This is a genomic window from Dokdonella soli, assembly GCF_039523175.1.
Taxonomy (GTDB): Bacteria; Pseudomonadota; Gammaproteobacteria; order Xanthomonadales; family Rhodanobacteraceae; genus Dokdonella_A; species Dokdonella_A soli.
Genome location: NZ_BAAAEU010000006.1, coordinates 359,577 through 384,971 on the forward strand (window position 1 = coordinate 359,577; position 25,395 = coordinate 384,971).

26 protein-coding genes are annotated in these 25,395 nt (G+C 66.6%); 11 read left to right on the forward strand and 15 right to left on the reverse strand.

Features of this window, described 5'->3' with window-relative positions:
* Window positions 1-7: 7 nt before the first annotated feature.
* Window positions 8-1,210: a hypothetical protein gene (locus ABD002_RS07255; protein ID WP_343788745.1), complete on the reverse strand. Its 1,203-nt coding sequence runs from the start codon at window positions 1,208-1,210 to the stop codon at window positions 8-10.
* Between the two features lie 131 nt (window positions 1,211-1,341).
* On the opposite strand from ABD002_RS07255, the gene ABD002_RS07260 reads away from it, so the two are divergent.
* Entirely contained in the window at window positions 1,342-2,175 is an 834-nt protein-coding gene (locus tag ABD002_RS07260; RefSeq protein WP_343788748.1) for a TatD family hydrolase, read from the forward strand.
* Window positions 2,176-2,450: 275 nt separating this feature from the next.
* Here ABD002_RS07260 and ABD002_RS07265 read toward each other — a convergent pair whose 3' ends face one another.
* From ABD002_RS07265 to ABD002_RS07275, 3 genes are all read right to left on the reverse strand, one after another.
* On the reverse strand, window positions 2,451-3,149 hold the full coding sequence (locus ABD002_RS07265; RefSeq protein WP_343788752.1) for a pirin family protein: 699 nt from the start codon (window positions 3,147-3,149) through the stop codon (window positions 2,451-2,453).
* 153 nt (window positions 3,150-3,302) lie between these two features.
* On the reverse strand, window positions 3,303-4,079 hold the full coding sequence (locus tag ABD002_RS07270; RefSeq protein WP_343788755.1) for an ABC transporter permease: 777 nt from the start codon (window positions 4,077-4,079) through the stop codon (window positions 3,303-3,305).
* A complete protein-coding gene (locus ABD002_RS07275) occupies window positions 4,076-5,008 on the reverse strand; it encodes an ABC transporter ATP-binding protein (protein WP_343788758.1) in 933 nt (310 codons plus the stop codon). The genes ABD002_RS07270 and ABD002_RS07275 overlap by 4 nt, the downstream gene beginning before the upstream one ends.
* Before the next feature lie 233 nt (window positions 5,009-5,241).
* Here ABD002_RS07275 and ABD002_RS07280 point away from each other — a divergent pair, with 233 nt between their 5' ends.
* A complete protein-coding gene (locus ABD002_RS07280; protein WP_343788761.1) occupies window positions 5,242-5,985 on the forward strand; it encodes an FAD-binding oxidoreductase in 744 nt (247 codons plus the stop codon).
* An 84-nt stretch (window positions 5,986-6,069) separates the two neighbouring features.
* Here ABD002_RS07280 and ABD002_RS07285 read toward each other — a convergent pair whose 3' ends face one another.
* From ABD002_RS07285 to ABD002_RS07310, 6 genes are all read right to left on the reverse strand, one after another.
* Window positions 6,070-6,909 carry a hypothetical protein gene (locus tag ABD002_RS07285; RefSeq protein WP_343788764.1) on the reverse strand — a complete coding sequence of 280 codons (840 nt, stop codon included), beginning with the start codon at window positions 6,907-6,909 and terminating at the stop codon, window positions 6,070-6,072.
* An 8-nt stretch (window positions 6,910-6,917) separates the two neighbouring features.
* Window positions 6,918-8,876 (reverse strand): TolB family protein, encoded by a 1,959-nt coding sequence (locus tag ABD002_RS07290; protein ID WP_343788767.1) that lies wholly within the window; start codon window positions 8,874-8,876, stop codon window positions 6,918-6,920.
* On the reverse strand, window positions 8,873-11,413 hold the full coding sequence (locus ABD002_RS07295; protein WP_343788770.1) for a carboxypeptidase regulatory-like domain-containing protein: 2,541 nt from the start codon (window positions 11,411-11,413) through the stop codon (window positions 8,873-8,875). Before ABD002_RS07295 ends, ABD002_RS07290 begins: the two co-directional genes overlap by 4 nt.
* A 77-nt stretch (window positions 11,414-11,490) precedes the next feature.
* The gene (locus tag ABD002_RS07300) at window positions 11,491-12,348 is read right to left on the reverse strand and encodes a fimbrial biogenesis chaperone (protein ID WP_343788773.1); all 858 of its coding nucleotides are present in this window, start codon (window positions 12,346-12,348) and stop codon (window positions 11,491-11,493) included.
* Window positions 12,345-12,929: a hypothetical protein gene (locus ABD002_RS07305; RefSeq protein ID WP_343788776.1), complete on the reverse strand. Its 585-nt coding sequence runs from the start codon at window positions 12,927-12,929 to the stop codon at window positions 12,345-12,347. The genes ABD002_RS07300 and ABD002_RS07305 overlap by 4 nt, the downstream gene beginning before the upstream one ends.
* A 19-nt stretch (window positions 12,930-12,948) precedes the next feature.
* The gene (locus tag ABD002_RS07310) at window positions 12,949-13,608 is read right to left on the reverse strand and encodes a hypothetical protein (RefSeq protein ID WP_343788779.1); all 660 of its coding nucleotides are present in this window, start codon (window positions 13,606-13,608) and stop codon (window positions 12,949-12,951) included.
* Window positions 13,609-14,045: 437 nt separating this feature from the next.
* Between ABD002_RS07310 and ABD002_RS07315 the strand changes: the two genes are divergently transcribed.
* The 6 genes from ABD002_RS07315 to ABD002_RS07340 all read left to right on the forward strand — a co-directional run bounded on the left by ABD002_RS07315 (window position 14,046) and on the right by ABD002_RS07340 (window position 18,912).
* Complete coding sequence (locus tag ABD002_RS07315; RefSeq protein WP_343788782.1) at window positions 14,046-14,453, forward strand: hypothetical protein; 408 nt, start codon at window positions 14,046-14,048, stop codon at window positions 14,451-14,453.
* The gene (locus tag ABD002_RS07320; protein ID WP_343788785.1) at window positions 14,450-14,644 is read left to right on the forward strand and encodes a helix-turn-helix transcriptional regulator; all 195 of its coding nucleotides are present in this window, start codon (window positions 14,450-14,452) and stop codon (window positions 14,642-14,644) included. Before ABD002_RS07315 ends, ABD002_RS07320 begins: the two co-directional genes overlap by 4 nt.
* A gap of 36 nt (window positions 14,645-14,680) precedes the next feature.
* On the forward strand, window positions 14,681-15,073 hold the full coding sequence (locus ABD002_RS07325; RefSeq protein ID WP_343788788.1) for a hypothetical protein: 393 nt from the start codon (window positions 14,681-14,683) through the stop codon (window positions 15,071-15,073).
* A 49-nt stretch (window positions 15,074-15,122) separates the two neighbouring features.
* Window positions 15,123-16,667, forward strand: a complete 1,545-nt coding sequence (locus ABD002_RS07330) for an alpha/beta fold hydrolase (protein WP_343788791.1) — start codon at window positions 15,123-15,125, stop codon at window positions 16,665-16,667.
* A 172-nt stretch (window positions 16,668-16,839) separates the two neighbouring features.
* Window positions 16,840-17,574 (forward strand): ABC transporter ATP-binding protein, encoded by a 735-nt coding sequence (locus ABD002_RS07335; protein ID WP_343788794.1) that lies wholly within the window; start codon window positions 16,840-16,842, stop codon window positions 17,572-17,574.
* Window positions 17,575-17,736: 162 nt separating this feature from the next.
* The gene (locus ABD002_RS07340; RefSeq protein WP_343788797.1) at window positions 17,737-18,912 is read left to right on the forward strand and encodes an ABC transporter permease; all 1,176 of its coding nucleotides are present in this window, start codon (window positions 17,737-17,739) and stop codon (window positions 18,910-18,912) included.
* A gap of 316 nt (window positions 18,913-19,228) precedes the next feature.
* On the opposite strand, the gene ABD002_RS07345 is transcribed toward ABD002_RS07340, so the two are convergent.
* From ABD002_RS07345 to bufA2, 3 genes are all read right to left on the reverse strand, one after another.
* Window positions 19,229-20,020 carry an HvfC/BufC family peptide modification chaperone gene (locus tag ABD002_RS07345; protein ID WP_343788800.1) on the reverse strand — a complete coding sequence of 264 codons (792 nt, stop codon included), beginning with the start codon at window positions 20,018-20,020 and terminating at the stop codon, window positions 19,229-19,231.
* A complete protein-coding gene (gene bufB, locus ABD002_RS07350; RefSeq protein WP_343788803.1) occupies window positions 20,017-20,862 on the reverse strand; it encodes an MNIO family bufferin maturase in 846 nt (281 codons plus the stop codon). Before bufB ends, ABD002_RS07345 begins: the two co-directional genes overlap by 4 nt.
* Window positions 20,863-20,937: 75 nt before the next feature.
* Window positions 20,938-21,213, reverse strand: a complete 276-nt coding sequence (bufA2, locus tag ABD002_RS07355) for a BufA2 family periplasmic bufferin-type metallophore (RefSeq protein WP_343788806.1) — start codon at window positions 21,211-21,213, stop codon at window positions 20,938-20,940.
* 317 nt (window positions 21,214-21,530) lie between these two features.
* Between bufA2 and ABD002_RS07360 the strand changes: the two genes are divergently transcribed.
* Complete coding sequence (locus ABD002_RS07360; RefSeq protein ID WP_343788809.1) at window positions 21,531-22,019, forward strand: DoxX family protein; 489 nt, start codon at window positions 21,531-21,533, stop codon at window positions 22,017-22,019.
* Between the two features lie 173 nt (window positions 22,020-22,192).
* Here the strand turns inward: ABD002_RS07360 and ABD002_RS07365 are convergent, their stop codons facing one another.
* Complete coding sequence (locus ABD002_RS07365) at window positions 22,193-23,302, reverse strand: PA0069 family radical SAM protein (protein ID WP_343788812.1); 1,110 nt, start codon at window positions 23,300-23,302, stop codon at window positions 22,193-22,195.
* Between the two features lie 231 nt (window positions 23,303-23,533).
* On the opposite strand from ABD002_RS07365, the gene ABD002_RS07370 reads away from it, so the two are divergent.
* Window positions 23,534-23,788: a type II toxin-antitoxin system HicA family toxin gene (locus ABD002_RS07370; protein WP_343788815.1), complete on the forward strand. Its 255-nt coding sequence runs from the start codon at window positions 23,534-23,536 to the stop codon at window positions 23,786-23,788.
* Window positions 23,785-24,114 carry a type II toxin-antitoxin system HicB family antitoxin gene (locus ABD002_RS07375; RefSeq protein WP_343788818.1) on the forward strand — a complete coding sequence of 110 codons (330 nt, stop codon included), beginning with the start codon at window positions 23,785-23,787 and terminating at the stop codon, window positions 24,112-24,114. The genes ABD002_RS07370 and ABD002_RS07375 overlap by 4 nt, the downstream gene beginning before the upstream one ends.
* 49 nt (window positions 24,115-24,163) lie before the next feature.
* On the opposite strand, the gene ABD002_RS07380 is transcribed toward ABD002_RS07375, so the two are convergent.
* Entirely contained in the window at window positions 24,164-25,330 is a 1,167-nt protein-coding gene (locus ABD002_RS07380; protein ID WP_343788821.1) for a putative peptide maturation dehydrogenase, read from the reverse strand.
* Window positions 25,331-25,395 lie beyond the last annotated feature (65 nt).

A 25,395-nucleotide genomic window follows, 5' to 3' on the forward strand; every position in this document is an offset into this window, starting at 1 on the left:
TCGAGGCTTATTCGCAGAGCATGCCGTTCGGACTGAACAGCCGGTCGTACGTGGTCAAGCCGTTGAAGCTCGGGATCGGCGCCGGCAGCTGCGCGTTCGCGGTGAACGTCAGGTTGATATGGTTGCAGTCCTTCAGCGTGACCTGCGCGGTGCCCCAGGGCTTTTGAACGAGGCCGGGGCCGAGATAGGCGAGGTTCACCGTGAGGCTCACCGTACCGATCTCGAACGCGGCGTTGCCGATCAGCCAGAGCGGATTGCCGCTGAGATCCTGGGTCAGCAGGTCGAGGCCCAGCTGGCGCCGGGTCGGATGGCTGGCATCGTACCGCTCGGGCACCTGCACGATCAGCCCTTCATTGAGCGTCATATTGACCCACTGCGCCGCGGCGTAGCCATCGAGGAACAGCGGGTTGTACGCGTCCGGATAGGTAGCCTGCGTCGGAATATAGTCGGGGACGCTGATGTCCACCGGCGCGACCCCGTTGATCGCAGGGTCGATGCGCAGCGTGAACGCATCGCTGAACTTGAAATAACCCGACCCCGTATACGGATAGTTCTCGAGCACATAAGTCGTGCTGTCGAAGACCGAGCTGTCGAAGCCGGTGTCGGAGATGACCGTGTTCGGTTCCACCGCCGAGCGCACCAGGCTCGCGGTGCCGCCGAACGTGGAACCGTTCTGCGACGCCATCACGATCGGGAACGTCGGGAAGATGGTCCGGCTGTGGTCGACGCTGGCATCGCGATCGATGCGCATCAGCGTCATCCCGTTGTAGGCTCCGGCCGGGTTGTAGAGCGTCTTGGTGCCGCTGCTGCTGCAGGCGAGGCGCCATACCGTGACGGTCACGTTCTCGACATAACCGGCACCGTGCTGGTCGCGCGCGAACAGCGAGACACGCTGCGCGTAGGTCGGTCCACTCGCCTTGTCCGGCAGCGGATCGGCCGCACAGCTTGGCGGATAGGCGCGGAATCCATTCACGAACGGCGAGCCGGGAAAGGTATTCGTGCCCATCGCCTTGGGCACCATGGCACCGACGGACTGTGCATTCGCCGGTTGCGCGGCGCGTTGGGTTGAGGTGTGCAGGGCCGCGCCGGCCGCGGCATGCGCCGCGACCGCGTCGGGGGAAAGCACGACCCGCGCGTCGGCGGTGGCGAGCGCGGGAAAGGCGACGACACCGGCGGCAAGCGCAAGCGTCAGGCAGGTCAGTCTGTTCATCGGTGCATCCCCATCGTTGGACCGCGCGAGCATGGTCGGCGCGCCATGAATTCGTTGTGAACCACGCAGGTGCGGTAGCTGCGAGGTACCCGCATAATCGCGCGTTTCGACGGCGCGGTGAAGCCACCCCCATGCAATTGATCGACATCGGCGCGAACCTGACCCATGAATCGTTCCGCGCGGACTTCGATGCGGTGCTCGAACGCGCACGTGCACACGGCGTGGCGCAGATCGTCGTGACCGGCGCCAGCGCCGGCGGCAGCCGAGCCGCACGCGAACTCGCGCGCGCGCATCCGGGCTTCCTGCACGCGACCGCTGGCGTGCATCCACACCACGCCCACGAATACGACGAAGCGACAGACGCGCTGCTGCGCGAACTCGTCGCAACGCCCGAAGTGAAAGCGGTGGGCGAGACCGGCCTCGACTATTTCCGCCACCTCTCGCCGCACGCGGCACAGGTCGCGGCGTTCGAGCGGCAACTCAGCATAGCGATCGACTCCGGCAAGCCGCTGTTCCTGCACCAGCGCGACGCACATGCGGATTTCATCGCCTGCCTCGATAACGTGCAGGGTCGCATCGGCCGCGCGGTCGTGCACTGCTTCACCGGCGAGCGCGAGGAGCTGGTCGCGTATCTCGACCGCGGCTGGTACATCGGCATCACCGGCTGGATCTGCGACGAACGCCGCGGTGTGCATCTGCGCGAGCTGGTGAAGCTGATCCCGGCCGACCGTCTGCTGATCGAAACGGACGCGCCCTATCTGCTGCCACGCGACCTGCATCCAAAACCCTCGCACCGGCGCAACGAGCCGATGTACCTCGCGCACGTCTGCGCTGCGGTCGCGGCCGCGCGTGGCGAACAGGCCGAAGCGACCGCGAGGCTGACGACCGCGAACGCGCGCGCGTTCTTCGGCCTGGCGGAAATCGCGGCTGAAGCCGCTCGCGCGATACCTGGTTCGCGACCGTAGGAGCGGCTTCAGCCGCGATGCCTTTTGAAGCATTCCCCTTCAGGGGGTGGGCCGGGCTTGACTCGCGCCATCCAGGCGCTCGCGCTTTGCGCCAGCTTCGCTGTTCGCACCCGCTCCTGCGGGTGCCGTCGCGCGGCACCGCCGCGCGCCGGCGAACGGCCGCACCTCGATGTGCGGACCGGGCTCGCAAGCACAAGATGTGCGAGGGGCTTGGTTGGGGATGCTGTCCGACGTGCCACCGGCAAACCTCGCGCCTTCCGGCACGCCCACAACGCTCAGGCGCTGTCGACCAGCACGATCTCGGCATCCGTCAGCGCATGCACCACGATGCGTGACTCATCGCGGACCGCGGCGCCATCGCGCGCATCGATGCGCACACCGTTGACCTCGACCGCGCCGACCGCCGGCACCAGATAGGCGCGGCGCTGGGCACCGAGCGCGTACTCGACGCTCTCGCCCGCCTTCAGCGTCGCGCCGAGCACGCGCGCATCGGCGCGGATCGGCAGCGCGTCATCATCGCCGGCGCGGCCGCTGGCCAACGTCACGAAGCGTCCCGAGCGATCGCCTTTCGGAAACGGCCGCGCGCCCCAGGCCGACGCACCGCCGCGCGCATCCGGGATGATCCAGATCTGGAAGATGCGCGTGGTCTCGCGCTCGGCGTTGTATTCGGCATGGCGGATGCCCGTGCCGGCGCTCATCACCTGCACGTCGCCCGCTTCGGTGCGGCCCTTGTTGCCGAGGCTGTCCTCGTGCGTGATCGCGCCGTCGCGGACATAGGTGATGATTTCCATGTCCGCGTGCGGGTGCGGCGGGAAGCCACTGCCGGCCGCGATCTCGTCGTCGTTCCAGACGCGCAAGCTCCCCCAGCCCATGCGCGCGGCGTCGTTGTAGCCGGCGAACGAGAAATGGTGCTTCGCCTTGAGCCAGCCGTGGTCGGCGCCGCCGAGTTCGTTGAAGGGTCTGCGTTCGATCATGTCCGGAGTCCTCGCTGCGCCGGGGCGGCGCCCGTGTCCCGGGGATCTGCGGCCGGCGCACACGAAAACCAGCCTCGTCGCGGAAACGGTGCGTTCACCGGGCGCACCGCCTGCTTGCCCGTCGGCTCCGGGTGACTGGAGCGGGAAGCGGGCCTACGAGCGCAGACCGATGCCGCGATCCAGCAGATGCAGGCCGATCGCCGCCAGCACCACTGCGAAGCTGAGCATGACGGCGAACGCGACGCCGAGCGGCACGTCGCTGACGCCGAGCAGGCCCCAGCGGAACGCATTGACCATGTACAGGATCGGGTTCGCGTGGCTGATCTCGCGCCACGGCGTGCCAAGCTGGTTCACCGAATAGAACACGCCGCCGAGGTAGGTCAGCGGAGTCAGCACGAAGGTCGGCACCAGCGCGATGTCGTCGAACTTCTTCGCATAGACCGCGTTGACGAAACCAGCCAGCGAGAACACCGCCGCGGTCAGCAGCACGGTCGAGAACGTGACCCACGGGTGGTACAGGTGGATGCGGGTGAAGAACAGCGAGATCGCGAGCACGATCGCGGCGACGAGCAGGCCGCGCAGCATCGCGCCGGCGACGTAACCGGCCAGGATCACCCAGCTCGGCATCGGCGAGGCGAGCATTTCCTCGACGTGGCGGCCGAACTTGGCGCCGAAGAACGACGAGGAGATATTGCCGTAGCTGTTGGTGATCACCGCCATCATGATCAGGCCGGGCACGATGTAGTCGATGTACTGGATGCCGTCCGCGATCGCGCCGATGCGGCTGCCGACCATGCGCCCGAAAATCACGAAGTACAGGGTCATCGTGATCGCCGACGGCAACAGGGTCTGCATCCAGATGCGCAGGATGCGGATCACCTCGCGGCGGGTAATCGTCTTGAAAGCGATCAGGTTCGCGTTCGTGTTCATGCGGCCACCTTGCCGTTCTCGACCAGGCGCACGAAGAGCTCCTCGAGGCGGTTCGCCTTGTTGCGCATCGAGCGCACGGTCACGCCGCGCGTGGAGAGCGTCGCGAACAGCGAATTGAGATCATGCTCGCGCGACATCTCGGCTTCTATGGTGACGTCGTCGACGTGGCTCAGCTTCACGCCGGAGACATCCGGCAGCGCAGTGCAGGGCTGCGCGAGGTCGAGCACGAATGTTTCGACGTCGAGCTTCGACAGCAACTGCTTCATCGACGTGTTCTCGATGATGCGGCCACGGTCGATGATCGCGATGTTGCGGCAGAGTTGCTCGGCTTCCTCGAGGTAATGCGTGGTCAGGATCACCGTGGTGCCGGCCGCGTTGATGCCGCTGATGAACTTCCACATCGAGCGGCGGATCTCGATGTCGACGCCGGCGGTCGGCTCGTCGAGGATCAGCAGCTTCGGCTCGCTCATCATCGCGCGTGCGATCATCAGGCGCCGCTTCATGCCGCCGGACATCGCGCGCGCCGGCTCGAACGCCTTGTCCCAGAGCACGAGCTGCTTCAGGTACTTCTCGGCGCGTTCGCAAGCGACCGCGCGCGGGATGCCGTAGAAGCCGGCCTGGTTCACGCAGATGTCGAACGGCTTCTCGAACATGTTGAAGTTGAGTTCCTGCGGTACCAGCCCGATCAGGCGCATCGCGGCGCTGCGCTGCGTGCGCACCGACACGCCGAACACGCGCGCGTCACCGCCGGTCGCGTTGACCAGCGACGACAGGATGCCGATCAGGGTCGATTTGCCGGCGCCGTTCGGGCCGAGCAGGGCGAAGAAATCGCCGGGTTGCACGCTCAGCGAGACGCCCTTCAGCGCCTCGACGCCGTTCGCGTAGGTCTTCTTCAGCTCGACGACGTCGAGCGCGGGAGTGGTGGTCATGGAGGCTCGGAAAAGGCAGATGCGCGGGCGGATCGCGGCTGCCTGCTAGTATACCGGGCTGTGCCGCCGCGATTGCCGCGGCCTCCGTTGGGCGCGGCGCATCCTTGTCATGCCGTTCGCCCTGAGGTATCGAAGGGCGAATGGCCTCGGGCGCCGCCGTTCATGGTTCGATACCTCACCACGAACGGCTACACCGTCAACCTGGCGCACCGCTCAATCGCACCGACGCTCCGATGGAACATTTCAAACTCCGCCTTGCCGCGAGCCGCATGCTCGCTCCCGCCGTCCGTCACCTCGCGTTCGAACGCGCCGACGGCGCGCCGTTCGCGTTCGTGCCCGGCCAGTTCATCCAGATCCATTTCCACTACGCGGACGGCAAGCCGACCAAGCGCAGTTATTCGGTCGGCACGGTCGGCGACGGCAATGGCCAAGTGCAGCGCCTCGAGATCGCGGTGTCCTATGTCGATGGCGGTGCCGCGACCGAGTTGCTGTCGAAGCTCGACGAAGGCGGCACGGTCGATGCGAGCGGGCCCTATGGCCGCTTCTGCCTGATGGACGCCGACACCAACCGGCGCTACCTGCTGGTCGCGACCGGCACCGGCGTCACGCCGTATCGCGCGATGCTGCCGCAGATCCGCGCGCTCACCGGGAAGCGCGGCTGCACGTTCGCGCTGGTCTACGGCGCGCGCAACGAGGCCGAACTGCTCTATGGCGACGAATTCGAGGCCTTCGCGCGCGAAGTGCCCGGCTTCTCGTTCCATCCGTGCTTCAGCCGCACACCGCGCGCGGTGCCGCGCCCGCACGACCGCAACGGCCGCGCCCAGGTCGCGCTCGGCGAACTCGGGCCCAATGCGGCGCACGACATCGCTTATTTGTGCGGCAATCCGAACATGGTTGACGAGACCTTCGCAATGTTGAAGGAAGCCGGCCTGCCGGTGCCGCATATCCGGCGCGAGAAATACGTTTCGTCGCGCTGAGGGTCGATCCCGAACGGGCGGTGCGGCGCACGCCAGCGCCGGTGCGGACATCCGAAGGATTGAAGCCGTTTCGTTGGTCGCCCGTCAGGGCAAAGGCCCGTCGAAGCCATCCTTGAACAACAGGTCGCTCGTTCCGCGCGAACCGGGCGGATAGCGCGGGTCGAACAGGCAGATCGCACCCGGCGCTGGAATCGGCTGGGCTCCGCCGCAGCGTGCCGCGAAGCCCCAGCCGTGGGCCGGGTCCTGTACGCCGATCGTTGCCTTGGCACCGGCCGACGGATCGAGCGATCGGTATTGCAGGGCGATCTCCCAGGTCTGGTGGTAGAGCACCGCCTGCATCGACAAGCCGGAAGTTCCCGGCTTGCCCCAGTTGCTCCAGTCGACGACGGTGCATGCTTCGGCGACTCCGGAATCGCTGGGACGCGGGCAACTCGCGAAGTAGTTGCTGCGCATCGTTCCGTTTCCGGTCTCGCCGCTGAGATCGTCGTGGTAGACCAGGATGCGCGCCTGTGCGGCCGGTCCGTTGGAGGCGATCGCAGGCAGCGGGCAGGCACTGCTGTAGTCGGCGCCGTTCTCGGCGGCCACGCTGGCGGCGGCGGCGAGGTATCCGTTGCTGGACGCGACCAGCGCCGATTGCACCGCGCCGAACAATTGGAAAGGCGCGGACAACGGCACTGCCGCCGCGCCTTCGTCGCGGGCGGGGTAACTGCTGCTCGCCGCGACGAGATTCAACGCCGCCGCCGAACTCATATCGACGAGCTGAGCCGGACATTGGGCGGAAGACGAGTCGTAGGCGCGATAGCCGTAGCGATCGGTCTGCACGGGCAGCTTGCGCTGCTGCGCATGCGCGATGCCCACGGTGAACACCGCCCCAAGGAACACCAGCGAGCGGACCAGGCATTGAAAACGGAATGGCGTACGCATGATTGGCCTCACTGCCCGCGAGCCTGGAACAATTCGGAATTGACGTCGGTGTTGGTGCCGAGAAAATCGAAGTCGGAATAGAACGTCACCACCGGTGTCGTGGTATCCATCCCGATCCGCGCGCCGGTGATCAGGGCCGGTCCGCCGAGCGGGTTCGCATAGCCCTGGCCGACCGGCGTCAGGGTCGCTGTTGAACCGCTGATCGTGCCGTAGCCGACCTCGCTGAAGTTCGTGCCGAGGTCCTGACGCTCGTAGGCGAAGCGGGTGCTGTCGCCCGCGGCGTACACGTCGAGGAAAATCGTGCTGGTCGATGTCGTGGTCAATTGCGTATTGGAGGCCGCGGTCGCGTCGTAGCGCCAGATTTCCGAGTGGCCGCTGCTCGCGTTGACGCTCAGATAGAGCGTGTAGCGCCCGCTCGAATCGAGGCTGGGACTGGCCGCCAATGCCGTGCTGCTGCCGGTCATTTCCTGGACGAAGGCAGTGACGCCCGTCTTTGTCGTGTCGTAGCGGAACACGACGGTGTTACCGGCTGTGTTGCCCGTGAGGGTCGGGTTGCAGGTGGACTCGAACGCAAGATAGCGCCCGTTGCCGCTGCGGTTGAGCCGCGGGTTGCGCGCCACGCAGCTGGTGAGGTCGGTGAACGGTGCCTTGCCGGTCCAGTTGGTGCCGTTGAAATCGGCATAGACGACGCGCTTGACGCCGTTCGCCGCGCCGGTCAGCGAGGCGCATTCCGATTCCCAGGCGATGCGGCTGCCGTCGGTGCTGATGAACGGATTGACATTGTCGAGCGCGTACTGGCCATTTGTGTCGCAATTGGTCGTTGCGGTCACGCTGGAGAGCGCACCGCTGGAACGGTCGTAGCGGTAGATCTGCGCGCTGCCGCTGCTGGTGAGCTGCGCCGCGATGGCGACGTAGCGGCCCTTGTAGCCGCTGTCGAGCGCGCCGGACAGCGCGACCCCGTTGATGTTGCCGGTGGCATCGACGATCAGCGGCGTCGCGCGGGCAAAGCTCGCGCCGTTCCAGGTGAAGACCTGGGCGAGCAGGTTCGGATTGTCGGCGGTCAGGTTCGCATTCGAAATGAACGCGGCACTCGTGCCGCTGTCGTCGATCGCGGGCTTGGTGTTGGTCACCGGCCGCACGACGATGCTGCCGTTCTTCAGGGTAACGTTCTGGCCGCTGGTGTTGCTCAACTGGCGCAACGCGTCGTTGCGGGTCGCATCGCACGCGCTGGCGATGCGGATATTGTCGAGCAGCAACGCGGAGTCGTAACTGGCATCCCCCTGGTCGAGCACGGCGTAACGCAGCGTCACTGCGCTGCCGGCCGTGAGTGACGACGGCAACGGCACGCACACGTGCTGCCAGGAACCGATGCCGAAACGCAGCTGAGTGTTCTGTGCGATGCCCGCCGCCGCACCGGTAACGGTCCAGGTGTTCTGGGCCAGGCCGCTGCACGGCGCGCTCGGGAAATTCGAATAATTGCTGCCGTTGTTCTTGCAGGAGCTGCCGGACCAGATCTGGGTGTTGTTGGCACGCAGATCGAACAAGTCATCGAAGGTGTCGCCTTGATCCTGCTCGCTGGTCGGGAAATTCCAGTCGAAGCTGATCACCGCCGGCGCGAACGGCAGGGTGATGGTCTGGCTCAGCGTGCCGAGGTCGTAGTCCGACGTGGTATTGGCATCGTAGAACTGGGCCGCTCCGCCGAGATCGCCGGGGCCATTGGACAGGATCGCGAAATAATTGGTGGCCGGCGCTCCGGGGGGTTGCGGAACCGTTGCAGTCGCCGGGCTCGGCGTGATGTCGCTGGCGCGAATCACGGCCGCGGCATTGGTGCCGCCCGTGGTCCAGCCGGTGAGATTGCCGGTCTCGAAATCGCCATTGGTGAGAACCTGGGCGCAGGCGCTGCCACTGCCAAGCGCCAGGCCCGCAAACAGGACAACGCGAATGTGTCGGCACGGATGGGTGGTCATGGCGGCTCGCCGTGTTCAGTGGTGGCGTCGATGATCAGATCCTGCTCGAACAGGAAGCGATCGCTCAGGGTGGTGGTGCGTGTGGCCTGCTTGCCGGCAGCGCTTGCCGACACGCGATAGGAAGCCGGTGCCAGTCCGTCGATGCGGTAGTAGCCCCAGGCATCGCTGGTGGCTTCCGCCAGCACCTTGCCGGCGCCGTCGGTAACGGTAACGCGGGCGCCGGCCAATGGGTGCCCGGCGCGTTCGTTGACTCTTCCGGCCATGCCGAGGCGGAGCGTGACCGGGAAGTCCAGACGCGTGACCGCGCCGGCCTTCACTTCGACCCGTCGCTCGCGGTTCGTCGGCTGGTACTCGAGCGGCAGCTTCTCCGCATCGAGTTCCAGCGTGTAGACACCCGGCGCCAGGTCGGCCAGGTAGAAGCGGCCATTGGCATCGACTTCACCGCGGATCCGACCATCGACCAGAACCCCGGTGCCGCGCGCGCGCGAAGCGTCGAACGCTCCGTCCGCTCCAGCGATGCGGCCGGAAATGCCGCCTGCGTTGAACAGCTCCGGACGGAACGAGCCGCGCGCGAGACCCGAAGGCGTGACGGCGAAGTCGGCCACCAGGGCCACGCTGAGCAGCGGGCCGGGGTCCGGGCGGGCATTGCGCAGGAGCGGATCGTCGAGGTATTGGGCGTGCAAGGACAGTCCCGGATACAGCTCACCGGCGGCGTCGAGCAGGAAACCCACGCGGCCCTCTCCGGCCAACACGCCCGCGGTCCATCCGATCGGCCTCCCGCCGAGCCGCCAGCCGTCGGCCAGCAGCGAGGCGCGATGACCGAGCTGGCTGTCTTCGGTCAACATGGCGCGCAGGCCGTAGCCGTTCGGATAGCGCCGCTCGATCTCCAGATCGGTGCGCGGGTTGTAGCGCGTGAGCGCTACCCGCCAGCCGGGCTGCGGAACCCAGTTGCCGTAGAACGTGTAGCGGCCGTCGAAATCAGGCCGCGCACTGAACGCAAGATCGGCGCGCGGCTGCCAGGAGAACGCCGGCTTGAGGAAATCGATCGGCGCAGTGCCGGGATCGCGGTAGTGGCGGCCCACCAGCGAAGCGCGCAGGTTCGGCGCGAACGTCCAGCCGGCTTCCACGTTGTCGTCTTCGCGCTGCGGTGAATCGACGGCGATGTAGCCCGCATCCTGGCGCTGGAAATTGGCACGCCAGAACGCCGCGCCGCGGGCACCCTCGCCATACACCTGCCAGGCGTTGCCATAGCGTCCATGGGCGGCGAACCCGGCCCAGGCGCCGAGGCCGGGCAGCAGCGCCGCAGCACCGGCGAGTTCATTGCGCTGGTCGCCGACGACCTGCAGCGCGGCCATTGCGGTCACGGAGTCCGTCAGTCCTTGCCGCCATTGATAGAAGCCGGAGCGATCGTTGAGGCCGGAGCTGACCGAATCGAGCGGATTCGCGGTCGTGCCGATGCCGGTGTGCTGAACCCAGACGCCGGCCGGCAGCAACTGATCGCTCGCCTGCTCGGTAATCTGCTCGACGCGGAAGGGCGTATCCGGGCGGCCGCGCTCGTAGACGGCGACTTCGAGGCTCGCGACCGTAATGGGCTGATCGGGAAACTCATAGGTACCGTCAAGCCGGATCGTCGTCTGCGCAATCACCTGACCGTTGCGCCGCAGTTCCGCGGTGCCGCCCGGCGGCCCCTTGCCGCGCACCGTGCGCGGCGCATCGAAGCGGCTGGCGGCCAGCTCGCCGTAGCCGAGATTGGGACCGAACACCAGCGACGGTCGATTGGTCGCTGCCATCTGCGCACCGGTCAGGTAGAACGTCGGCAGCAACGCATTGAGCCCGACGATCTGGCGGCCCAGCAGGTAGCGGCGGTCGCCGGCGCCGGTGACCCAGGACCAGGTGTCGGCGCGGCGCTGGCCGGCGAGATCGTCGTAGTAGCGGACGCGCCAATAGCCCGGGCCCAGCGCGCCGCCGAGATCGGTCGTGACCAGCGTGTTGTGGCTGAGATCGTTGCGAACGTAATCCGTCTCGCTGCGCACTTGTGACAGGCTGGCGAACGGCGCGGAAACGTCCGCTGCCGCGGCCGTCCCCGCGGCAGACTGCGCGCGTGACGTCGATTGCGCTGCCCACGGCGTATTCACCTGCAGCGCATATTCGGCCGGATCGAAGCGGACTTCGCTGGCGAACGCCTTGGCCAAGCTCCGGGTGTCCACGTAGACGTAGCCTTGCACCTCGCTCAGGGACTCGGCGGGCAGGCGCGCTGTGCCAATCGGCGTATCTATCCGGTAGCCCTGGTCATCGTGTTCGGCATGCAGCGACAGGGCGGACAGGAAGTATTCGAGCGCGACCAAGGCCCCGCCACCCGGCTGCGCGATGATCGGAATGCCGTTGCTCAGTTCGCGGCCATTCAACTGCACCGCCGCCAGCTGGGGGGTTGCCTGCGTGCCGACGCCACGGTCGTCTGCTGCGCCGCCCTGGTAAGGCGCCACGGGGCCGAGCGGGTCAGGCGCGTCCGGGCTCGCTGCAGCCAGCGCGATGGGCATGCAGGCAAAACCGGTCACCATCGCCAAGCCAGGGGCGAGAAGCCGACGCGCTGGAATCATCGCCCCCCCGGCCGCGGTCAGCCGCTACCCGCGGCGACATTGATTTCGGTCTGCGCATCCAGTGGAGCGTCGCCGAAATGGCCGCTCAGATTGACGGTGTAGCGCCCGGGAGAGAGCGGCTTGCCGGCATAGGTTCCACTGACCGTGCGGGTGGTGCCGGGCAAAACGGCTGTCGCCGGAATGCGGCCGCCCGCGATCGCACCCGGCGGCAGTTTCATATCCGGCAGATCGGGATTTTCGACCGCCGGAACCTTGCCCTTGCCGGGGAAAGCGCGGGTCGGATAGATCACGTACTGGCCGTCGAACCGTGTGGTCGCGTTACCGGTGGCGGTGACGCCGAGCTTGAAGCCGTGCTTGTCGGCGACCACGGAATTGATCGTGCCGCTGCGGCTCACCGGCCCGACGTGCGCATAGACGGCGGCGCCCAACCGGAAGCGCGCGCGCAGCGTTGCCGGCGCCTCCTTGGTCGGGTCGGCCAGCGGGATCTCGTCGAAATAGGTCATCACGCGGTGCTCGCCTGCCGCCAGCGGCACGGCGGGTCGGATCGCCAAACGCACCGCTTGCGACTTGCCCGCCGGCAGATCGAACTCGACCGGATTGATGATCGTCCAGCGGTCCAGGGAGGTCTCGGTCGGCGGTAGCACCTGGACCTGGTTGTCGGCGTCCAGGGTCCAGTTGTTGAGCGACACGCGGACGCGCTTGTCCTCGGTCGTGTAGTTGTAGAGGCGAAAGGCGTAGGTATGCGACGGATCGTCGAGCGAGACGTCGAGAATCTGCGGGCTGATCGCGATCTGGGCACGAGCCGCGCCACCGGCCATGAGGCCGATCAGGGCGAGCGCCCAGCCGATGCTGCGAAAGCGGTGTGTCCTGCTCATGTGCCCTCCGCGGAAATGACCAGCCGGCCCGTATAGCGGCCTCCGACGCGCAGGTCACGCAGATTGAATTCCAGCAGCACGTCGCCTTCGAGCGTCTGGCTGCGCGAATCCGCACTGACGGTGCGCGGCGCGCGCGAGATCACGCGCACGGGCAGACGTTCGCCCGGTCGGTCTTCGCTGGCCAGCGCATCGGGCCCCGCGACCGACTCCACGCGTGCGCGGACCCCGATGTCAACCAGCGACCGGCCGACCGGCTGCTGCATCCGCCACACCTGACGCAGCTCGCGCGTGACCAGGAGCCGCACTGGCGGCAGGCTGATCGCTCCCGGCGACACCAGTTGTCCACCGGCGGCCAGCGTTCGACGCTGATCGGCGGCGAGCGGCTGCACCGCCAGATCGGCAATGTCGTCGAGGCGGATCGGCATTACGGACACATTGCCCGCGACGACGGTCAACTGCGACGCACCGCCGCCAAACGCGACGGGTCCCGTCACCTGCGGGGCGGGTGCGGCGCCCGCCGGCAGCAGGCTGCCGAGCAGGCACAGGCCTGCCAGAAACGAGCTGACGCTGCGGGCGCGCATGATCTTGGCGACCGCCAGATCAGGTTGCCGTTACCGCGATCGTGTACTGCTGCGCGCCGGTGCCGGTGTAGGTGCCCGCAGTGGTCGCATTGGTCAGATCGAGCGACATGATCACGCTGCCGGTGACCGGATTGGCGAGGCCCGGATCGGGGAACACCACGTTCGCGCTGGCGCCGCCGCTGAGGGTCGGTGCGGTACCCGTGGCGATGCCGATGTTGTTGTTCACGAGGATCGAGGCCGCACCGTTCTTCAGCGTCGTGTTGGTGCCGACCGCCGCGGTCACGGTGGTGTTGGCGCTGGCGCCGCCGAGCGCGCGCACCGCCCATACGTTCTGCAGGACCAGCGGCATGGCCGCAGGGGTAAGGCCCGTCATCGGCGTCGTCACCGCGGTGAACGGTGCGACGAACTGGCCGCCCGTCACGGTAGCGGCGACGGTGCTGGCGCCGCGATCGCAGTTCAACGTCTGCGCAACGGTGCCTGCCACGCAGCCGGCGATGCCGGCGCCGAGAGTGGAAGCGTCGATCGTGACATTCAGCGTGGAGTAGTAATAGAGGATGGTGATGCCGTTGTTGATCGTGACATTCACCGCGACGTCGGCGGCAGACGACACGCGCGGTGTAGCGGCGGCGACGATGCCGCCCAGAGCCAGGGCCAGTGCCCCGGCGAGTTTGATGTTCATTGAGTGGATTTCCTCGATAGGTAATGTCCGGGTGGACTGGTGACCCGCATCAGGCGAAATCGAAGCCGATGAGCATCGTCGACGAGCGCAGGTATGAACCCCTAGGCAAATGGCATGCCAAGCATTTCGGCAGCTTTGCAAGGAGCAGCGCACAATAAATGGCGCGCCTTTGTTCTTATGTGACGCAGTTCGCTTTACTTGGCGCGCACAGATATGCCACAGGCGGGGGGAAGGCAGCAATCATTACCTTGTAAAAAATGAATGCCTGGCGCCGCGGGCGACCAACGCGATCGGAAACGGCTTCTGCGACCCGCGATCAACCAGGCGGGGTTTTTAGCGGCATCGTCGCCCGCCCGGCATGTAAAGCACGCTTGACAAGCTGCGGCGCCGCGACCTAGAGTCGTGTCAAGGACGCTTGACACATTCAAGGGGCTTGCATGCCACGCTTCACCTCCCGGGACTATCGACGGCAGATGCTCGTGCTGACGACGATCTACGTCGCCGTCATGCTGCTGGTCTGGCCGCACGCGCGCAACGCGTCGAGTCTGCCCTGGAAGATCGTGCTGGCGCTCGCACCCGTGCTACCGGTCGTGCAGCTCATCTGGCTGATGGCGAAACGGGCTGTCCACAGCGACGAACTGGAGCAGCGCGTGCATCTGGTCGCGTTGAGCACGGCCACGGGATTCATCTGCGTGCTCTGCCTGGTCGGCGGCTTCCTGTGCGCCGCGGGGGTGCTGACGGTCGGCGGCGATGTGCTGATCTGGGTATTTCCCGTCCTGTGCGTGTCCTACGGCGCCGCGCGCTGGCAGCTCGCGCGCCGCTATGGCGGCCTGGGCTGCGAATGAACAACCACGTGCGCGAGCTGCGCGAGACGAAGGGCTGGTCGCAGGGCCAGCTGGCCGAGCAGCTCGACGTGTCGCGACAGACCGTCAACGCGATCGAGACCGGCAAGTACGACCCGAGCCTGCCGCTCGCGTTCCGCATTGCGCGGCTGTTCCACAAGTCGATCGAGGCGATCTTCGATCCGGATGCATGAGGAGACAGAACCATGAGCAGGCAAATGTCGCGCTATGTGGCCGCCGTCGGCTGGCCGGCGGCGGCCTATGTTCTCAGCACCATCGTGGCGGCGCTGCTGACCAAGCACATGCAACCGGGCTGGCCGCGCATGCTGGCCGCGGCGCTGCCGCTGCCGGCGATCATGTGGCTGGCCCACGCGGAACTGATGCGCCTGCGCCGCTGCGACGAGCTGCGCCAGCGCATCGAGCTGGAGGCGATGACGATCGCGTTCGCGCTGTCGTTCTGCCTGATCCTGATGCTCGCCCTGCTCGATCTGTTCGGCGCGATCCACGTCACGATCTTCGCAGCAGCCATGCTGATGACGCTGTGCCTGCTCGGCGCTCATTGGTGGGTGCGCGCCCGCTACCGCTACGGCTGCCCGCCGCGCGACGGGGAAAATGCACCATGACACGTGACGTCATCCGCGCTGCACGCGTTTCGGACAAGACGAGGGCTCCATGAAGAAATCGATTCGCGTCGCGCTGACCCTGCTGGTTGCATTGGTCGCGGCAGGTGTGGTCGCCCATCGGCATTGGCATGGAAAAGCGGCCGGATCGGCGCAGGCGAGCAGCTTCCACGGCCGCTTCATCGTTCCGCCTGGCGCTACCGCATTCGCCTTTGGCCGTCTGCATTTCACGGCGTGTGAGCTGCCGCAGACGCATTCGGCGGCGACCACCACGGCATTCTGCGCGCCGTTCGAAGTGCCCGAGAATTGGGATGCACCGGAAGGTCGCAAGATCGGCCTGCGTCTCGCGCTGATTGCGAGCGCCGAGGCGGCCGACGACGACTTCCTCGCGCTGCTCGCCGGCGGTCCGGGCCAGTCGGCGATCGACAGCTGGCCGCAGGTCGCCGCCGCGTTCGCGCAGCTGCGCAAGCATCGCCATGTGCTGCTGCTCGACCAGCGCGGCACCGGCGGCTCGAATGCGCTGACCTGCAAACACGACGAGGCCGAGGACCAAGGCTTCGATCTCGGCCGGATCCGCGCGCAGACCCAGGCCTGCCTCGCCGCGGTCAGCGCGCACGCCGATCCACGCGACTACACGACCAGCATGGCGCTGCGCGATCTCGAAGCCGTGCGCCAGGCGCTCGGCGCGCCGCAGTTCGATCTGGTCGGCGTTTCCTACGGCACGCGTGTCGCCCAGCAGTACCTGCACCGCTATCCGGACGCGGTGCGCAGCGTGGTGCTCGACAGCGCGGTGCCGAACGAGCACGCGATCGGCTCCGAGTTCGCACGCAATCTCGACGACGCGCTGAAGGCACACGCCGCAGCCTGCACGGCAACGCCCGCGTGCAAGCAGGCGTTCGGCGATCCGTGGGCGAAGCTGCGCGAGCTGCGCGACGAGCTGCGCGCGAAGCCCGCCGAGGTCGCGTACCGCGATCCGCGCGACAACACGCGCACATCGATGCGGCTTGACGCGTACTCCTTGGCCACGCTCGCGCGCCTGTACGCCTACCTGCCCGAGACCAGCGCGCTGTTGCCGCTGGCGGTCGCGCAAGCGCTGAAGGGTGACTACGCACCGCTGGTCGCACAGGTGCAGATGCTCGGCGGCGAGCTCGAAGGCCTGAGCGACAACGCGATGCAGCTCTCGGTGATCTGCAGCGAGGATGCCGACCTGATCACGCCGCAGGCGGGTGACGCCGATTCCCTGCTTGGCGCCGAACTCGCCGAGGCGTTCAAGGCGCAGTGCACGATCTGGCCGCACGGCGCGCGCCCGGACGATTTCCACGCACCGGTCGCCAGCGACAAGCCGGTGCTGATCCTGTCCGGCGAACTCGATCCGGTCACACCGCCGCGCTACGGCGAGCAGATCGTGAAGACGCTGCCGAACGGCCGACTGCTGGTCGCCAAAGGCCAGGGCCACAGCGTGATGGGACGCGGCTGCTTTCCGAAGCTGGTCGCGCGTTTCGTCGACGCGCTCGATCCGCACGGCCTCGACGCCGGCTGCATCGCCGACTTCGGGCCGACACCGGCGTTCATCGACTACAACGGAGCCGCGCCATGAAACAGGCGAAAGCCAATCCCTCTACCCGCTCGCGCGGCTCCGCACGCCAGGGAGGGCGCGACGCGTGGCCGGCACGGCCGCGGCGGAGCCGAGTCCGGGCATGTACCGGACTCGGCGAGACGAAGGCGGTCCTGGGCGGACCGGCTTCGTCCATCGGAACGGGAGCCGCGCCATGATCGAGGTGAAGGACCTGCACAAGGCATTCGGTGCGGTGAAGGCGGTCGATGGCGTCTCGTTCGTCGCGCGCGACGGCGAGATCACCGGCCTGCTCGGCCCCAACGGCGCCGGCAAGACGACCACGCTGCGCATGCTCTACACGCTGATGAAACCCGACGCGGGCCAGGTGCTCGTCGACGGCATCGATGCCGCGGCCGATGCGACCGCAGTGCGCCGCCGGCTCGGCGTGCTGCCGGATGCGCGTGGCCTGTACAAGCGCCTGAGTGCGCGCGAGAACATCGACTACTTCGCGCGCCTGCAGGGCCTCGATGCGGCGACGCGACGCAGTCGCATCGATGCGCTGGTCACCGCGCTCGACATGAGCGACATCGCCGATCGCCACACTGAAGGCTTCTCGCAGGGCCAACGTGTGAAGACCGCGATCGCTCGCGCACTGGTGCACGACCCGGGAAACGTGATCCTCGACGAACCGACCAACGGCCTCGACGTGATGGCGACGCGTGCGATGCGCACGTTCATGCGCAAGCTGAAGGACGAAGGCCGCTGCGTGCTGTTCTCCAGCCACATCATGCAGGAGGTCGGCGCGCTGTGCGACCGCATCGTGGTGATCGCGCGCGGGCGCGTGGTCGCCGACGAATCGCCGGATGCGCTGCGCGCACAGACCGGTGCGGCCAGCCTCGAGGATGCGTTCGTGAAGATCATCGGCTCCGAAGAAGGACTCGCGGCATGACTCGCTTTTTCTCCCTCTCCCCCATGGGGAGAGGGTCGGGGTGAGGGGGAGTGTCGGCAGTCGTCACCGAGGTTGCTGCCATTCGCGAACCCGGCCCCCTGACCCCAACCCTCTCCCCGGGGGGGAGAGGGAGTAAAGAAAGTCACCATCGGATTCAACGCCATGAAATCGTCCCTCACCGTGTTCTGGAAAGAAGTCCGCGAGAACCTGCGCGACCGCCGCACCGTGATCAACACGCTGCTGACTGGCCCGCTGTTCGCTCCGTTGGTGTTCGTGCTGATCATCAATACCGCAGTCACGCGCGAGCTCGACAAGGCCGAGAAGCCGCTGCCGTTGCCGGTCGTCGGCACCGCGAACGCGCCGAACCTGGTCGATGCGCTGAAGCGCAGTGGCGTCGAGATCAAGGACGCGCCGGCCGATCCCGAACGCGCGGTGCGCGAAGGCGACGTCGATCTGGTGCTGCGAATTCCGAACAGCTATGCGGACGCGTGGCGCAAGGGCGAGCCAGCGCAGGTCGAGCTGGTCTACGACCAGTCGCAACGCGATGCGCAGGGTTCGGTCGCGCGCCTGCAGGGCCTGCTCGACAGCTACGGCCAGCGCACCGGCGCACTGCGCCTGGTCGCGCGCGGATTGTCGCCGAACGTGATCCGGCCGCTCGTGGTCGCCGCGCGCGACCAGTCCACCGCGCAGGCGCGCAGCGGCACGCTGTTCGGCATGCTGCCGTACTTCTTCATTCTCGGCGCATTCGTCGGCGGCATGGCGCTCGCGATCGACACCACCGCGGGCGAGCGCGAGCGGCAGTCGCTGGAGCCGCTGCTGGTCAACCCGGTCAGCCGTGGCAGGATCCTGATCGGCAAGCTCGGCGCGACCTCCGCGTTCGCGGTCACCACATTGCTGCTCAGCATCGTCGCGTTCTCGATCGCCGGCCAGTTCCTGCCGGTCGAGAAACTCGGCATGCGCCTCGAGATCGGCCCGCGCTTCGCGCTGCTGACCTTGTTCGTGATGCTGCCGCTGGTGTTCCTGCTCGCCACCCTGCAGACGCTCGCGGCCGCGTTCGCGAAGAGCTTCCGCGAGGCGCAAACGTATCTGTCCCTGTTGATGTTCGTGCCGGTGATCCCGACCCTGCTGCTGTCGGTGTTCCCGCTGAAGACGCAGACCTGGATGTATGCGGTGCCGCTGATGGGCCAGCAGGTCGCGATCACCCGGCTGCTGCGCGGCGATGCGGTCACGGCGGCGCAGTTCGGTCTGTGTTTTGCGTGCACGGCCGTCGCGGCGTTGCTGGTCTATCTGATCACTGCCCAGGTGTATCGCAGCGAGCGGCTGGCGATTTCCGGTTGACGAGCGCCATTCGCCCATCGCATCAGTGGTCGCACTCGATTCTCTGCACGCTCCCATCCGTTCGTGCTGAGGTATCGACTACGCGCGCAGGAGCGCGCGCGAACAGCGACAAAACGGCAGGGCTGCCGTTTTGCACAGCGGAGCTGCCCGGAGGGCGAAGCGCAGGGATGCGCTGAGTGCACATGGCCCGAAGGGCGAGCGCCAGGACGGCGCGAGTCACCATGAACGGACGCGATGCGCTCCGAGTTCGCCCTTCGATACGCCGTAGGCGTACCCCGTCCTGAGCTTGTCGAAGGATCAGGATGAACGGCTCCTTCTACGGCGTGGCGTCCAGCGACGTCACCCACTGATCCTCGACCCACTGCCGAAAGAATCCGGCCGCGCGCAGCGCGACCGCATCGATCGCGAGAAACTCGCAGAGCACCTCACAAACCTCGGCGAACGAAGCGCCGCGCGCGATCGCATCGAGTGCAGCGGCTTCGTCGCCGTCGAGACGGCGGTAGCGCACGGTCGCGTCCTTGCGCCAGATGATCCACGGCTGTGCCGGTGCCCATGCCACCAGCGTCGGCAGCGCTTCGTCGTGGTCGAGCGCGCGGCGGATCGGCGGCGCGTTCCAGGCCAGCGTCAGACGCTGCAGCGATGCGTGCAGATGCAGTTGCATCGTCGGCCACGCCTGTGGTGCGATCGCGGCAACCTCCGTCGCATCGACCACGTCCTGCGCCGCCGCGTCGAATGCGAGGCCGATCGCCCATTCGAACGCGGCCATCGCGGCGAGCGCTGGTTGCTGCGCCCACGGTGATGTGGTCCTTGCGAATTCGGCGAACTGGTCGCCGTACCAGCGCACGTTCGCATGCGAGGACGGCGTCACCTCGATGTAGTCGCGGCCGAGGCGCTCGAAGGTTTCGGCGCCGGCGAGCGCACGCAGCCCCGGAAAGTCGTTGCCGAGCACTTCGAGCAGGCGCGCGCGATACGCATGCACGTAGACGTCGAGCCGTTCGGCCGCGTCGGCGACCGGTGTGGCGACGACAGCGTCCAGTGCGGCCGGCGGGCTGACGCCGCGCAGCACGCTTGCCTGCAGCTCGCGCTGCAGTTCGGCGAGCGCGCTCACGCCGCTGCCTCGAGGATCGGGCCGGCGATCGCGCGCGCGTGGTCGAGTTCGGCAAGCAGATCGGCCAACGGCGGGATATGGTCGTCGCGCTCGATCATCGTCGAGATAGGGCCGAAGCGATGCAATGCATCCGCATACAGCTGCCAGACCGGATCGATGATCGGCGCATCGTGCGTGTCGATCACCAGGTTGCCCTGCTGCGTGTGTCCGGCGAGATGGAACTGCTGCACGCGGTCGGCCGGCATGTCGGCCAGATACGCGCGCGCGTCGAAACCGTGGTTGCGGCTGCTGACGTGGATGTTGTTGATGTCGAGCAGGATCAGGCAGTCCGCGCGCCGCGCGACCTCGGCGACGAACTGCGATTCGGAAAGTTGCGAGGCGTTGAATGCGATGTAGCTCGACACGTTCTCGAGCAGGATGCGGCGACCAAGGAAATCCTGCACCTCGCGCACGCGCGCCGCGACGTGATCAAGCGCTTCCTCGGTGTACGGCAACGGCATCAGGTCGTGAAGGTTGGTGTGGTCGACGCCGGTCCAGCACAAGTGGTCGGAGATCCAGGCCGGCTCGACGAACGCCGCAAGCTGCTTCAGGCGCGCGAGGTAATCGCGGTCGAGCGGATCGCTGCTGCCGATCGACAGCGACACGCCATGCATGACCAGCGGATAGCGTTCGCGAAAACGTGCGAGGTAGTCGAGCGGGCGTCCGCCCGCGATCATGTAGTTCTCGGACAGCACTTCCAGCCAGTCGATCGGCGGATCGCCGGACAGGATTTCCTCGTAGTGCTGGACGCGTAGGCCGAGTCCGTAGCCCAGCAATGGATAGCGCGGATCGGGATTCGACATCGTGTCCTCGGTGAAGAACCCGCAGCCCGATCCGCGCTGTAAGCGAAGCGGGCTGCGGGCGGGATGCCAGCGACCTTACTTGGCCTTGGCCTTCGCAGCTTCCTGCGCCGCGGTGCAGGCAGCTTCGCTCTTCTGCATCGTGAAGCCCTCGCCCTTGCATGCGTTCTGGCCCTTGCACGAGTTGGTCGCCTGCTTGCACGCGCCCTGGCCTTTACAGGAGGACGAGTGTTCGCACTTCACCTTGGCCTCGTCGCCTGCAGCGTAGGCAGGAGCGGCATGCGCCAGCGTGAACAAGCCGGCAACAGCGGTGGCCAGGGCGATACCGGTCAGCTTCGAAACGTTCATTTCCATGGTTGTACTCCGTCGTTGGGGAATGGGGTCTGCAATGCATCATCGCGCCCGGTCGTTGCTCGACGCCCGACCGTGGCGCGTGCCGGTCCGGCGATCTCAAGAACGGCGACAGGCGAAAATCCTTTCGTCGCGGATTTCTCCACAAAGTGCGACCGATCCTGAAAGCCGCCACCGCCGGATCCGGTCTGTTGGCGCACTGTCCGCCCGCGATGTTGCCGTTCCCTGACAGGCCAATACGCAGGAGCGCATGATGCGGATGCAGAGTGCGCCGCGGATCGCGGGCAGCCACCATACGCCTATTTCTTGGGAGACCTCTCGTGCGTGAATCGCTGATCGCCTGCTGCAACGCAGCACTCCGTTTCCTGAAGCGCGTCGACTGGCTGGGGCCGCTCGTCGTGCGCGTCGTGTTCGGCTACTTCTGGTTCGAAACCGGCCTGGCCAAGCTGCAGAACCTCGACGGCTTCACCGCGCGCTTCGTCGACTGGGGCGTGCCGTTTCCAGGCTTCAACGCGGCACTCTCGGCATGGACGGAATTGATCGGCGGCGCATTCATTCTGCTCGGCCTGTTCACGCGCCTGACCGCGATCCCGATGATCATCAACATGCTGGTCGCGATCGCGCTGGTCGTGATCAAGAAGGTCGGCGGCCTCGATGATTTCGTCGAACTCGACGAGGTCGTCTACATCCTGATCTTCTTCTGGCTGCTGATGGCGGGGCCGGGCAAGGTCAGCCTGGATGCGTGGCTGGTGCGCTGGCTCGGGATCGAAACGCCAGCAGAGCGGGCACCGGTAGCCGCATCGGTCTAAAAGCCGTTCGCGCTGAGGTATCGAAGCATGAACGGCCCCCATGATTGCAGCGTCGTGCGGGTTCGCCGTGACTCGCGCCATCAACGGCAGTCCTGCCGTTTGTTGCCCGCTCGCGCGCGCTCCTGCGCACGCAGTCGATGTCTCGGGGTGAACGGCCTTCTTGGAGGCCGACTCTAGAACAACTCCCGCTGCATCGAAGGCGCGCGCGGCGGCACGAACCGCGAGCAGTCGAGCGCGAGATCGGTTACTTGGTTGATACCGTGCTTGCGGCAGGCGAGGCGGAAGCGCTGACGGATCAGTTCCGCGAACTCGCCCTCGCCGCGCATGCGCGAGCCGAAACGCGCGTCGTTGTCCTTGCCGCCACGCATCTGGCGGATCAGGCTCATCACGTGCTCGGCGCGTTCCGGCACATTGAGCGCGAGCCACTCGCGGAACAGGTCCTTGAGTTCGTACGGCAGGCGCAGCACGGTGTAGCCCGCGCGCTTCGCGCCGGCCGCGGCGGCTTTCTCGAGGATCTGCTCGACGTAGCGGTCGGTCACCATCGGGATGATCGGCGCGACCATCACGCCGCAGGGCACGCCGGCCGCATTGAGGTTCGCGACCGCTTCGAGGCGCCGGTGCGGCGCGCTCGCGCGCGGCTCCAGGGTGCTCGCGAGGCGGTTGTCGAGCGAGGTCACCGAGACGAACGCATGCACGAGGTTTGCGCGCGCCATCGGCACGAGCAGATCGAGGTCGCGTTCGATCAGCGCGTTCTTGGTGATGACGGTGCACGGATGGCCGCACTCGGCGAACACTTCAAGGATCGAGCGCGTGATCTTGTAGCGGCGCTCGATCGGCTGGTATGGATCGGTGTTCGCACCGAGGTTGATCGGCGAGCAGACGTAGCCGCGCTTGCCGAGTTCCACGCGCAGCAGTTCCGCCGCGTTCGTCTTCGCGAACAGCTTGGTCTCGAAGTCGATGCCGGCGGAGAGATTCAGATAGCTGTGCGACGGCCGCGCATAGCAGTAGACGCAACCGTGCTCGCAGCCGCGATACGCATTGATCGACTGCTCGAAGCGGATGTCCGGCGAATCGTTGCGGCTGATGATTGAGCGGGCGCGCTCCTCGGTCACCTGGGTCGGCGGCCGCGGCGCGACATCCTCCTCGCGATGCCAGCCATCGTCCTCGCGCGTCTTGCCGATCGTCTCGAAGCGGCCTTCCGGATTCGACGCGGCGCCGCGGCCCTTGATGCGGATGGGTGCGTCGAGGCGGTTCGGATCGGTCGGTGGAAGTGCGGATTTCACGTTGGAATTATGCGCGCGCCGCGTCTCAGCGGCTGCGATCGGAGCGCCGACCTTCCACGGTGCTTGTCAAAGAATCAACGAACGAGACGCCACCGTCATTTTCCTTCCCCTGCGAGGCGGGGGAAGGTGCCGAAGGCGGAAGGGGGCGCTCTCGACAAGCGTCCGCGCGGTCCCAGGTGCCGAGATGGCACGGCTCCCTCGTGATATCGAATTATGATATCGTTGACCAGGATGAAAGCCAGGCATCGCAAGACACTGGAAGCGATCTTCTCGAAGCCGACACGCGCGAACATCGTCTTCGCTGACATCGAAGCGCTGCTGCTGTCACTGGATGGCGAGGTCCGCGAGGGCGCAGGTTCACGCGTCGCCTTCGGACTGGCGGGATCGCGCCACTATCTGCATCGCCCGCACCCCGGCAAGGAAGCGAAACGCTATCAGGTGGAGGACCTGCGGGCGTGGTTCACCGAATTGGGCATCACACCATGAAAAACGCGATGAGCTACAAGGGCTACAGCGCCCGTGTCGAATACGACCCGCGCGACGAGATCTTCGTCGGTCGCATCCTCGGCATCGCTGATGCGATCAGCTTCCACGGCGCCACCGTGAAGGCGCTGACGTCGGATTTCCGTACCGCAGTCGACCATTACCTCGCCGACTGCAAGGCCACGGGACGCGATCCGCAAAAGCCGTATTCGGGCAGTCTGATGCTGCGCATCCCCCCGGATGTGCACGCGAAGATCGCCGTCCAGGCCGCAACCCACGGCACGAGCATCAATGCCTGGGCGGCACGCGTGCTGGCGGAGGCCGAGTAGGGACGTGCGGCGCCAAGATACGCGCGCCACCTCGCCCCTACAGTCCAAACTACGCCGCCGGCCACACCGTATTGAGCGGGTCGAACTCGACTTCGCTGCGGTCGTGGCCACGAAGGCCAAACCCGCAGACCGCAAGCGGACCTTCCTCCAGCGGATCGAGGCCGAACGCCTGTTCGATGTCGACCTCGTTGATGGCGGCGGTGATGAAAGCCGCGAGGCCAAGCTCGGTCGCGGCGAGATACATCGTCTGCGAAAGATGCCCCACGTCGAGGATCAGCGCGCGGTACGCTTTCGCGTGATTCCTGTACTTCCAGAAGTTGCGTAGAAACCGGCTCGTCGGCAACACGATCACATGTGCATCGACGAAATAAGCCTGAGCGGCGACGAAGCGCCGCGCGGTCGCCGCCGCCTCATCGGCCGTCAGCATGCGTATCGGTTCCAGGGCGTGATCGACTGGGTGATAGTGGTAAAGACCCGGCGTGACGCCATCGACACGTTGCACCAGCAGGTAGGCCTCGGTCGCGTGCAGGCCGCCGGCGGATGGCACGCCCTTCTTCAACAACTGCACGCCCGGCGCGTAGTCGTTGACCGCGCGCGCACCGAACGCGCGATACAGCACCGACGAAAACTGTGCCGCGGTCAGGTTCCGCGAGGCATCGAAATTGCGGCAGGTCACGCGCCGATCGAGCAGCGCATCGAGCGGCGTGGATTCGACGGCGGGAAGGCGCTGGCGCTCGCTCGCCGGCACGCGTTCGCGCACGACCGGCGGCGCTGCGCCGAGCCGATCGAGCAGGCTGCCTTCAGCGGTCTCGGCGAATTGCTGCTCGACGGCCTCGGTATCGACACCGCGCCAGCGCGACGCGTAATGCATCACAGCGGACGCCGTGCGCCAGTTCGTATCGCGCAGCGCCTGATCACGCGCACCGGCAGCGGTAGATTCACTGACGAGCAAATGCTTGTCGAACAGCGCATCCAGCACTTCGCATGGATGTGCTGCCGTGAGCTCTTCGCGGTCGGTCCAGCGTGACGGCGACAACGCGCCGAGCAGCGCGACTTCCGCCGTGCTCAGTACGACGTCCTTGCCGAGATGCGGCGCGATCGCGACCCAGTCCACGACCGTGCGCAGGCCGCTGCCGCCACCCGATAGCAGACTCAGATCGAATTCGAGCCGCTCAACCGGCTCGATCATCAGGATGGCGCAGCGGCGCAGGCGCATGGACTTCACTCCCCAGCAAATTCATGTAGCCTATGTCGCGCTTTTCAGCTTTTGCAATAGTGGCT